The organism is Parazoarcus communis SWub3 = DSM 12120, assembly GCF_003226565.1.
In the GTDB taxonomy this organism is placed as follows: domain Bacteria; phylum Pseudomonadota; class Gammaproteobacteria; order Burkholderiales; family Rhodocyclaceae; genus Parazoarcus; species Parazoarcus communis.
Genome location: NZ_QKOE01000015.1, coordinates 25,239 through 35,358, shown reverse-complemented (window position 1 = coordinate 35,358; position 10,120 = coordinate 25,239). Strand labels below are relative to the sequence as shown.

Sequence of the window (10,120 nt, the reverse complement as noted above, 5' to 3'; positions counted from 1 at the left end):
CCCTCACTTGGACACGACCGGCGCACCGGCGGCCGCAACTGGCGCCAGTGGCTGCGCCTGGACCTGGACACCGGGGCGGACTTTCTGCAGGCCTTCGACGATGACACGGTCACCGGCACGCAATCCCTCGGTCACCACCCACTTGTCGCCTTGCGAACGTGCGGTCTGAACCACCTTCGCCTCGACCTTGTCCTCAGCTCCGACCACCATCACCGTCGCATTGCCGCGCGGATCACGACTGACCGCCGCATGTGGCACCAGGATGGCCTCTTCCGCCTGCCCTTGTACCAGGCGAGCACGCACATACATGCCCGGCAGCAGCTCACCCTTGGTATTGGGGAAGATCGCGCGCAACGTCACGCTGCCCGTGCCGGTATCAACCGACACTTCGGAAAAGGCCAGCTTGCCCTCGGCCGCATACAGGCTGCCATCTTCGAGCACCAGCCGCACCGGCACGCTCTGATCACCGACCGGCTTGAGCTTGCCTGCCTCCAGCGCACGACGCATCTGCAGCAACTCACCGGTGGACTGCGTCAGATCAACGTAGATCGGGTCAAGCTGCTGGACCGTTGCCAGCGAGTCTGCCTGATTGGCCGTGACCAGCGCTCCCGGCGTCACCGTAGAGCGGCCAATACGGCCGGAAATGGGTGAGGCAACCCGGGTAAAGTCGAGATCGATCTTTGCTTTGTCCAGCGCAGCGCGCGCGGCAGCCAGATCCGCTTCGGCCTGCTTCAGCGCCGCGATCGCATCATCGTTGGCCTGCTTGCTGACGGCCTCGATCTTGACCAGCTCTGCATGACGCTCGGCCTTCAGGCGTGCGCTGTAGAGATTCGCTTCCGCCCGGGCCAGACTGGCACGGGCGCTATCGTAGGCGGCCTGATAGGTGGCAGGGTCGATCTGGTACAGCGTCTGCCCGGCCTTGACCTCGCTCCCTTCCGTAAAGAGGCGCTTGTGGACGATGCCGCTCACCTGCGGCCGCAACTCGGCCACCATGAAGGGTGTCGTACGGCCGGAAAGCTCACTGACCAGCGGCACCGAGCTGGCCTCGGCAACAATGACGCCCACTGACGGCATGCCAGGACCACCCGGCGCACCACCCGCCCCCTGTTGCGCCCCCTGCCCGCACGCGCTCAGCACGGTAACGGTGGCGAGCGCGATGGCCAGGGGTTTGATCAACGCGCGATATCGACTCTGCATGGTATGCCTCGTATGAAGGGGAGCGACGCGCGACTTCCGGATGGGAGGCCTAGCGCCACGATAGAACGTTCATTCTAGATTGAACGCTCATTCTATGTTATCGTCTGCTGCGTTGCAAGATCATTAAGACAAGTTCTCATTACATACGGAGACGGCCATGACCACCGACCCCTGCACGCCTGCCGAACGCTCCCGCGCCGCCAGCCGGCGCGCGCAAATCTTGCAAGCAGCATCTGACTGCTTTCATGACCACGGGTTTCATGGTGCCAGCATCTCGTTGATTTCGAAAGCGGCTGGCATGAGTGCCGGGCATATCTACCACTACTTCGAGAACAAGGAAGCCATCATCGCCGCCATCGTCGAACGCGATCTGGACCGTTTGCTGACCTTGTCGGCGGAGATGCGCGCCGCCAGCGACGTACTGGAAGCGTTGATCGGCCGGGCCGCTGAAGGCGTCATCGACAACCTTGACCCACGCACCGCAGGGCTCAAGGTGGAAATCGTTGCCGAAGCCTCGCGCAATCCCGCCGTTGCCAAGATTGTGCGAGCTGCTGATCGCTGCTGCATGTCCAGCCTGTCGGAAACCTTACGCATCCTGCGCGCGAACAAAGGGCATTCCACCGATGACGCCACCTTGCAGGGCATGACCGAAGTGCTGGCGTCGATGTTCGAAGGCCTGCTGTTGCGTGCCATCCGCAACCCTGATCTGGATCGCGACAGGGTCGTTGCCATCTTCCAGCGCGTGATCCGCCAACTGGTGACCGATCCGAACTGATCCTGGACTCAAGCCTGGGCACCGGCATGCGGGTCCTGACACCCAGCGCTATCTGCGAGGCATTATGATGTTTATTGCGCTGACGCATGCCTGAGTGCGCCCGTCCGTCCTAAGATCCGGAGGTCGATTGCGGCAGCGCAGCATTGCTGCCCAACGACTGTCGAACCGGAGATCGCGATGGACCTCGAAAGCTATATCCGCGCCCTGCCCAAGGCCGAACTTCACCTACACATCGAAGGCTCGCTCGAGCCCGAGATGATGTTTGCACTCGCCCAGCGCAATGGTGTGACCCTGCCCTGGGACAGCGTCGAAGCCACGCGCGCCGCCTATGCCTTCTCCGACCTGCAGAGCTTTCTCGACCTCTACTATGCCGGCGCCGCGGCGCTGATACACGAGCGTGACTTCCATGAGCTGGCGATGGCCTACTTTGCCCGGGCCCACGCCGACGGTGTAGTCCATGCAGAACTGTTCTTCGACCCACAGACCCATACCGAACGCGGCATCGCCTTCGAGACCGTGCTCGACGGCCTGGAACGGGCCTGTCAGGAGGCGCAGACCCGCTACGGCATCAGCTCGCGGCTGATCCTGTGCTTCCTGCGCCACCTCAGCGAGGACGAAGGCTTCGCCACGCTGGAGCAGGCTCTGCCCCATCTCGGCCGCATCCACGGCGTGGGGCTGGATTCATCCGAGAAGGGCCACCCACCCTCCAAGTTCACCCGTCTGTTCGCACGTTGCCGCGATCTCGGCCTGCATGTCGTCGCCCACGCAGGTGAGGAAGGCCCGCCAGCCTACATCGTCGAAGCCCTGGACCTGCTGCAGGTGGAGCGCATCGACCATGGCGTGCGCGCAGCGGAGGACCCTGCCCTGATGGCCCGCCTTGCGCGCGAACAGGTTCCACTGACCGTCTGCCCGCTGTCCAACATCAAGCTGTGCGTCTTCGACCGGCTGGAACAGCACAACCTCAGGCAATTGCTGGAAGCCGGGCTGAAGGTCACGATCAACTCGGACGATCCCGCCTATTTTGGCGGCTATGTCGGACAGAACTACCTGGAAACCGCCATCGCACTCGGCCTCAGCCGTGCTCAGCTGAAGCAACTGGCACGCAACAGCCTTGAGGCCAGCTTTGTCCCCGAAGCACTACGCAGCCCCTGGCTGAGCGTGCTTGATTCACTGCCGACCGACTGATTTCATCCTCTCGCTGGAGCCTTCCCATGACCGATCGTCGTACCGCCCTGAAATGGACTGCCAGTCTCGTTGCCGCCGGCCTGCTTCCGATGACGCCCCTGCATGCCCAGGACGTGCTCAAGGTCGGCTTCGTGTATGTCGGCCCGGTGGGCGAGGCGGGCTGGACCTTCGCCCATGATCTGGGGCGCCGGGCGCTTGAGGCCGCCTTTCCAGGCAAGGTCACGACCACCTTCATCGAAAGCGTTGCCGAAGGCGCTGATGCCGAACGGGTGATCCGCAGCCTGGCTCAGGACGGCCATCGGGTGATCTTCACCACCTCCTTCGGCTACATGGACTCGACCCTGAAGGTTGCACGCCAGTTTCCCAAGGTCGTCTTCCAGCATGCCACCGGCTACAAGACCGCCGCCAATGCCGGCACCTACGACGTCCGGACCTACGAAGGCGCCTACCTTGCTGGCGTGGTCGCGGGCAAGATGAGCAAGAGCGGCAAGCTCGGCGTCGTTGGCTCGCATCCGATTCCCGAGGTCATCCGCAACATCAATGCCTATACCCTGGGGGCACGTAGCGTGAATCCGCAGGCGACAACACGGGTGGTCTGGGTCAATTCGTGGTTCGATCCGGGCAAGGAACGCCAGGCCGCGCTCACCCTGCTCGCCCAGGGCGCCGACGTGCTGATGCAGAACACCGACTCGCCCGCCGTGCTCCAGGCAGCACAGGAGAAAGGCGCCTATGCCTTCGGCTGGGACTCCGACATGAGCGCCTATGGGCCCAAGGCCCAGCTCGCCGCCAGCGAGATCGACTGGAGCGTCTGGTACAAGAAGGTGGTCGGCGAAGTGCTGGCCGGGAATTTCGAACCCAGGCAGCAGGTCTGGTATGGCCTCAAGGAGGGCGCAATCGACCTCAAGCGACTCGGCGCCATGCTGCCAGCCGATGTCGCGCCTCTGGTCGAAGCCCGTCGTCAGGGCATTCTCGATGGCAGCCGCCCCATCTTCGCCGGCCCCTTGCGTAACCAAGCAGGCAAGGAAGTCGTCGCGGCCGGTCAAGCCATGAGTGACGCGGACAAGCTGGCAATGAACTACTACGTCGAGGGCGTGGAAGGCAGCGTGCCTGGCGGCAAGTAAGCCCGCGGGGTCGTATCGACAGGCCACCGCCCTGGCCGATACGACCCCAGCGCTTCAAGTTCAATCCATGATCCAGCGCCGGCCCCCGGCCACACGCTCGAACAATCGCCAGCCCTGCTCGGCCGAACACAGGCCGTAGCGGAAGGGGATCAGGTCCCGGCCGGGTGTTTCGAAGCGCAGGTCGCGGAAGTTGACACAGACACCCGCGGTACCGGTTTCGACATGGTCAAGGACTGGAAACATCGCAAACCAGCGATAGAAAGCAAAGTTCTCCGCGTTCCAGACCTGCTCGGCAATCGTCGCCACCTCACCGTCGCCAAAACGGGATCGCACCTGCCAGTTCGCTTGCGCAACCGGCAGATACTGCGCCGACAGCCGGCGGATGAAGTTGTCGTCGGGGCCGGCGATCAACGGCTGCTCACGCCGCGTGTTCAGATGCGCGTAGTGATAGCGCTCGCCATCGAACACGATCGCTGTCCAGTTGAAGGGAGACGCCGGCCGCGGCGCCGCATCGACTTCGACCACGGCAATGCCCTGCCGGGCCGCATAGGCCTCGGCTGCAGCAATCGCCTCATTGCGCGCCACACCGCTGAGCCCCACCCAACCAAGCAGCGCCACCGTGGCGAGTGCGGCGGGCAGGCGGCTGCCACGCCAGACTGCGCTCGCCAGCAAACCCAACAAAATGATGCCGCTGAAACCAAGATCGATGATGAAGGTCGTGCCCCAACCAAAGCGCTGGTCAGACAGGGGCGCCAGGATCATCGTACCGAACTGGGTGATCAGGTCGCCCAGCACATGCACGAAGATGGCCACTGCCGCCACAACATAGAGCGCACGCCAGTCGGCCGACGGCCTCCCACGGCTGCGCCAGCGGAACAGCGCCGCCATCACACCCGCCACCAGCAGGGCCCACAATGGCAACAGCAGCAGCGAATGGGTCACGCCACGGTGACCGCGCAGATAGGTCAACTCGGACACATAGCCGAGGACGAAATCCAGATCGGGAAAGGTCGCCGCAGCCGCGCCGGTCAGCACCACCTGCCAGACCGGCGGCCGCGCGGGATGATCAGTATCGGGGGCGCGTGCAAGCAGGCGCCCCGCCAATGCGCCTGAGAGCGCGTGAGTCAGCGTGTCCATGGGTTCTTTGAAGAGGGGGACGACGCTTCGTTCCCTGGGAGTCTGTCGAACTCAAGCGATCATGGCGAACGGTGTGGAAAAGCGAGGCCGGATTCGGCCACTCCTGGACACCCGTCATTTCACTCGGCAAAAAAAGACGGATATGGACCGTTATGCTCACTGGCACCGTCGATCAGCCTCAAGCCCGAAAATCCCCCTGGGTCACGTCACCCCGATGGGTCAGGCAGCCAGAGCGTCCGCCGCGGACTTGCGACGCACACCCAGGTAGTTGGCAGAAAGCTGCAGGAAGCGATTCAGGATCTCCGTATTCATTGGGCCTTTCTCATCGTTGTTGTTGAAGACCTGTCTGAGAGTCAGGCGCCAAGCCACTGGTTCGCCAACGGATTGCAACAACGTGTTGCCCGATCGGCATGGTGCCGTTCATTGAGCTGACGGCACATCAAGCCCGTATCCGCACCCGACTTCCGCCGACGCCCGGCACCACTTCGATCGCCACGTCAATCTGTTGCTTCATCTCCTCGACATGCGAAATGACCCCCACCATGCGACCTCGCTGCTGCAGATCGATCAAGGCCTTCATCGCCATGTCGAGCGCTTCCGGATCGAGGCTGCCGAAACCTTCGTCGATGAACAGGGTATCGAGCTGCACCCCCCCGGCATACGCCTGAACGACGTCGGAAAGACCGAGCGCAAGCGACAGCGACGCCATGAAGCCTTCGCCACCCGACAGCGTTGCCACCGGACGGGCACGGCCGGTGTAGTCATCCATCACTTCAAGATCGAGGCCGCCGGCCCGGCGTGCATCGGCCACATCCTCGCGCCGCTGCAGCAGGTAGCGCCCCCGGCTCATTGCCTTCAGGCGCAGCGAAGCCGCGCGCAGTACATCGTCGAGCAGCGCCGCCAGCACATAGCGTTGAAAGGTCAGCTTGCGGCCGTTTTCGCCATTGGCCAGCGCGGCGAGTTCCCCGGTCACACGGTAACGCGCTTCAATGACGGCATGACGGCTGCCGATATCATCGAGCAGCACCAGGGTCTGACGGATCTTCTCCAGACCGGACCGGGTCTCGGCACTACGGGCAAGCACAGCGTCGACCGCAGTCCGGGCCGCCACAGCCTGCGCCTCGAGGTCGTCAATGCTTGGGGGTTGTTGCCCCGCGACCGCGGCAGCGGCGCGCGTCGCGCGTTCGACGGCGCTTGCCCGCGCCTGCTCATGCTGACGCAGTTGTGTAAGCAGGGACTCGACGTCTTCTGCTGCCAGGCGGGCCTCCCGGTAGCTGGACTCGTCATCAAATCCCGCAGCCCGCCGGGCGGCGATGAAGCGCTCTTCGGCACCCTGCCAGGCCTCGGCGCGCTCGACCTCCGCCTGGGTCAGGGCCAGCGCCTCGGCATCCGCGCTGGCACACTCGCGTTCGGCATCGGCATGCATCGCAAGTGCGGCCTGCCACGCCGATTCCAGCGCATCACGCTGCCTGCGGGCATCCGCGATTGCCCGATCCAGCTCGCCAGGCGCGCGCAGGGCAGCAGGTACCGCGTCCTGACGCAGGGCAAGCACCCGGGCCGTCGCCTGAGCGGCCGCCTGCGCCTCAATCAGACCCGCTCGCGCCCGATCTCCCTTGGCAGCCGCATCCACGCGTGCGGTCTCAAGCGCCTTCACCGCAGTCTTGGCGGTGCTGAGCACCTTGGCTGCGGTCAATGCGGTCTTCAGGCGCTGCCTGATCGCGTCGGCAGCGTCGGGCTCGGCCAGCGGTCCGGGCAGCATGGTCTCTCCTGCGGCCACCGCCTGACCATCATCGACCGCAGCCTGCAGCGCACGCACCTCGGCTTCAAACGCCACGCGCTGACGTACTGCCTGCTCCAGCTGCGCACGCTGTTGCTCCAGGGTCTGCTCTGCCGTGCTCAACGCATCTGCCGCAGCTTGCAGGTCGGCATCGGTGGGCAGCTCGGCCTGCACAGAGGCGGGCTGGGGATGTTCGATGCTGCCACACACCGGACAAGGGCCGCCATCGTGCAGATGGCGTGCCAGGATCGCCGCCTGCGCACCGCGCCAGCGTAGATCGATGGACTGACGACGAACGCGCGCGGCCTCGACCGCTGCGGCAGCCAGCGCCTGGGCCTGCTGAAGGCGAGCCTCGATCGTCACCGCCCCATCCAGCGCCACCTGCCTTGCCGCCAGCCGAGCCAGCGCCGCCTCCCGGCGCTCCGCACGCTCGACCAGCAACTGTAGCGCCGGCACCTCGGCAGCCTGCGGCGCGAGCTGCTCGATATCCCGTTGTTTGACTTGCAGCGTCCGTTCCGCCGCATCCAGCGCAGTCGCAGCCTCCGTTGCGGCGCGGCCCTGTGTCTCGGCCACCTGCAGTGCCTGAACGTGCTCACGCTCGGCCTGCACCAGCAGCGCCGCCTGCTCGCTGAGCGCTTCGAGCTGCAGCAGACTGCGCTGAGCCTGCTCACGCTCCGGCGTGCGCAGCTTCTCCGCATCGCGCCGCATCATCGCGGCCTGCACCGCCGCCACGGCCGCCTGTTGACGTCCTCGTGCCGCATCGGCACGCATTCGGGCACGCTCAAGCTCGACCTGGGCCGCATCGCGCACACGCTCGTCAGTCGCCACCTGCAGCGCGCGCTGTGCCGCCGCCACCCGCACACCCAACCGGGCCATCTCCTCGTCGCGCGCGGCGATCGCAGCCAACGCTTGCTGTGCCGACGCCTGTTCGGCAAAAGCCTGCGCCAGCATCCGTCCCTGGGCCAGTGACTGCTGGGCGGCAGCATCGGCTGCACGGTGTTCAAGCGCCTCGGCAGCAAGTGCCTGCAGCACCTGCTCGGCGGTCCCGGCCTTGGCCCGCAACGCTTCCACGGTGTCGCTACCCGCCTGCTCGAGCAGGGTATCGCGGCGCAGGCGCAAGGCCTCCGCCGCCTGCTGCAGACTGCTGGCCTCCTGCTTGAGCGCATCCTGCAGACGCTTGTAGGCCGCGGTGCCAAACAAGGTTTCGAGTATGCGTTCGCGTTCGCCGGAGCTCGCGGTCAGCAACTTGCGGAACTGACCCTGTGGCAACAGCACGACCTGACGAAACTGGTCCGCCTCGCAACCCAGCAGACGGACGACATCGCGCGTGACCTCGACCGTCTTCTGCGACACCGGCTCCCAGCCTGCGTCTCCCTCTCCGTCCCGCCAACGATACAGCTCGGCCTTGGCCAGCACCTTCACCAGGCCATCCCCCCCCTTGGTCGCACGCAGCGCGGCACGCTCCTGCTCAGGCACCCTGCGCACGCGGTAGCGCTGGCTTCCGAGCGCAAATTCGAACTCGACCTCGGTCTGGGTGGAGGCATCCGCGTGGTGGCTGCGCATCTCGCGGGCGCTACGTTCACCACCCGACGTATCGCCATAGAGCGCAAAGGTGATGCCGTCGAGCAGCGAGGTCTTGCCTGCACCGGTCGGCCCCGCAATCAGGAACAGTGCCCCCGCGGGCAGACGGGTGAAATCCACCTCTTCGCGACCCGCAAAGGGGCCGAAGGCCTGCATGGTCAGCTTGATCGGCTTCATGCCTGGCGCGCCTCCTGTTCCAGACGATCGACCAGCGCTTGTACCGTCTGCATGGCAGCCTCTTCCATCGGACAACCGCTGACTTCAGCGTAAAAGCTGGCAAACAGGTCCTGAATCCGCACCCGGCGATGATCGGCCCCGGCACGCCCACTGCCCTCGCCTTCCAGCGCAGGTCGTTCAATTGCCAGCGCATTCGGATAGGCGGTGCGCAGCTTGCCCATGGCATCGAGCAGCGCACCACGATCGCTCAGACGGGCCAGAATGTAGTCTTCCCGCGCCGCGTCCGTGGCAGCCGCGGCAATGATCTCGTCCAACGCGCCTTCGATCACCCGGAGATCGCGCCAGGGCGGCAAGGCGAGGCGCTCGACCGTACAGCCGCCGGTCGCATCGAGCTCGACCAGATTGACCGACTTGCTGTGATCGACCTCGGCAAACGAATATTTCAGCAGCGAGCCGGCATAGTGGATGCGGGGGCTACCCGCCTGCTGCGGGCGATGCAGATGACCCAGCGCGACATAATCGAAGCCGTCGAAGATGCCGGCCGCCACCGCAGCGCTGCCCCCCACCGACAGCGGCCGCTCGGAGTCCGACTCGGCCCCGCCGACCACAAAGGCGTGCGCCACCACCACCGAGCGCCGTCCCGGCACATGTGCGCTGCGGATGCGCTGCAGCTGCGCGGCAAGCGCTGCCTGATGGTCGTCCAGCGCGTCATCGCCGAGCAGGCTGCGCACCATTGCCGGCTCGGCATAGGGCAGCGGATAGATCGCCACTTCGCCATGCGCGTCGCGCAACACCACCGGCCTGGGCGCTGCGCTCACCGGGCCGCAGAGGGTCAGCCCGGCACACTCGAGCATGCCCGAGCCAAAACCGAGACGGTCGGGGCCGTCATGATTGCCCGCGATCACGACCACCGGAATCCGCAACTCGACCACCAGACGGGTCAGCGTGACATCGAGCAGGCGCACCGCATCGGCGGGCGGCACCGAGCGGTCGTAGACATCCCCTGCAATCAGGATTGCATCGGGGCGGACGTCATCGGCCAGACGGATGAAGTCCTGCAACACCCGGGCCTGATCCTCCAGCAGCGACAGGCCGTGATAGACCCGGCCCAGATGCCAGTCGGCAGTATGGAGAAAGCGCATGGACACTCAGTGGCGAAAGGGGATGCCG

7 protein-coding genes are annotated in these 10,120 nt (G+C 65.3%); 3 read left to right on the top strand and 4 right to left on the bottom strand.

From position 1 onward, the window contains the following. Positions 1–3: 3 nt before the first annotated feature. A complete protein-coding gene (locus tag DNK49_RS17230; RefSeq protein WP_110527317.1) occupies positions 4–1,197 on the bottom strand; it encodes an efflux RND transporter periplasmic adaptor subunit in 1,194 nt (397 codons plus the stop codon). A gap of 157 nt (positions 1,198–1,354) precedes the next feature. Between DNK49_RS17230 and DNK49_RS17225 the strand changes: the two genes are divergently transcribed. From DNK49_RS17225 to DNK49_RS17215, 3 genes are all read left to right on the top strand, one after another. Then, complete coding sequence (locus DNK49_RS17225) at positions 1,355–1,972, top strand: TetR/AcrR family transcriptional regulator (protein WP_110527315.1); 618 nt, start codon at positions 1,355–1,357, stop codon at positions 1,970–1,972. Between the two features lie 177 nt (positions 1,973–2,149). Next, positions 2,150–3,157 (top strand): adenosine deaminase, encoded by a 1,008-nt coding sequence (locus DNK49_RS17220; RefSeq protein ID WP_110527312.1) that lies wholly within the window; start codon positions 2,150–2,152, stop codon positions 3,155–3,157. A 26-nt stretch (positions 3,158–3,183) separates the two neighbouring features. Then, complete coding sequence (locus tag DNK49_RS17215) at positions 3,184–4,278, top strand: BMP family ABC transporter substrate-binding protein (protein ID WP_110527309.1); 1,095 nt, start codon at positions 3,184–3,186, stop codon at positions 4,276–4,278. A 60-nt stretch (positions 4,279–4,338) separates the two neighbouring features. Here the strand turns inward: DNK49_RS17215 and DNK49_RS17210 are convergent, their stop codons facing one another. From DNK49_RS17210 to DNK49_RS17200, 3 genes are all read right to left on the bottom strand, one after another. Further along, the gene (locus DNK49_RS17210) at positions 4,339–5,415 is read right to left on the bottom strand and encodes a metal-dependent hydrolase (protein ID WP_110527306.1); all 1,077 of its coding nucleotides are present in this window, start codon (positions 5,413–5,415) and stop codon (positions 4,339–4,341) included. A gap of 439 nt (positions 5,416–5,854) precedes the next feature. Continuing rightward, positions 5,855–8,950, bottom strand: coding sequence for an AAA family ATPase (locus DNK49_RS17205; RefSeq protein WP_110527303.1), 3,096 nt, complete (start codon positions 8,948–8,950; stop codon positions 5,855–5,857). Further along, on the bottom strand, positions 8,947–10,092 hold the full coding sequence (locus DNK49_RS17200; protein WP_110527300.1) for an exonuclease SbcCD subunit D: 1,146 nt from the start codon (positions 10,090–10,092) through the stop codon (positions 8,947–8,949). The genes DNK49_RS17205 and DNK49_RS17200 overlap by 4 nt, the downstream gene beginning before the upstream one ends. Between the last annotated feature and the right edge of the window lie 28 nt (positions 10,093–10,120).

Coding starts and splice junctions, on each gene's coding strand:
- DNK49_RS17230 (WP_110527317.1), bottom strand. CDS start 1,197: ATGCAGAGTCGATATCGCGCGTTGATCAAACCCCTGGCCATCGCGCTC.
- DNK49_RS17225 (WP_110527315.1), top strand. CDS start 1,355: ATGACCACCGACCCCTGCACGCCTGCCGAACGCTCCCGCGCCGCCAGC.
- DNK49_RS17220 (WP_110527312.1), top strand. CDS start 2,150: ATGGACCTCGAAAGCTATATCCGCGCCCTGCCCAAGGCCGAACTTCAC.
- DNK49_RS17215 (WP_110527309.1), top strand. CDS start 3,184: ATGACCGATCGTCGTACCGCCCTGAAATGGACTGCCAGTCTCGTTGCC.
- DNK49_RS17210 (WP_110527306.1), bottom strand. CDS start 5,415: ATGGACACGCTGACTCACGCGCTCTCAGGCGCATTGGCGGGGCGCCTG.
- DNK49_RS17205 (WP_110527303.1), bottom strand. CDS start 8,950: ATGAAGCCGATCAAGCTGACCATGCAGGCCTTCGGCCCCTTTGCGGGT.
- DNK49_RS17200 (WP_110527300.1), bottom strand. CDS start 10,092: ATGCGCTTTCTCCATACTGCCGACTGGCATCTGGGCCGGGTCTATCAC.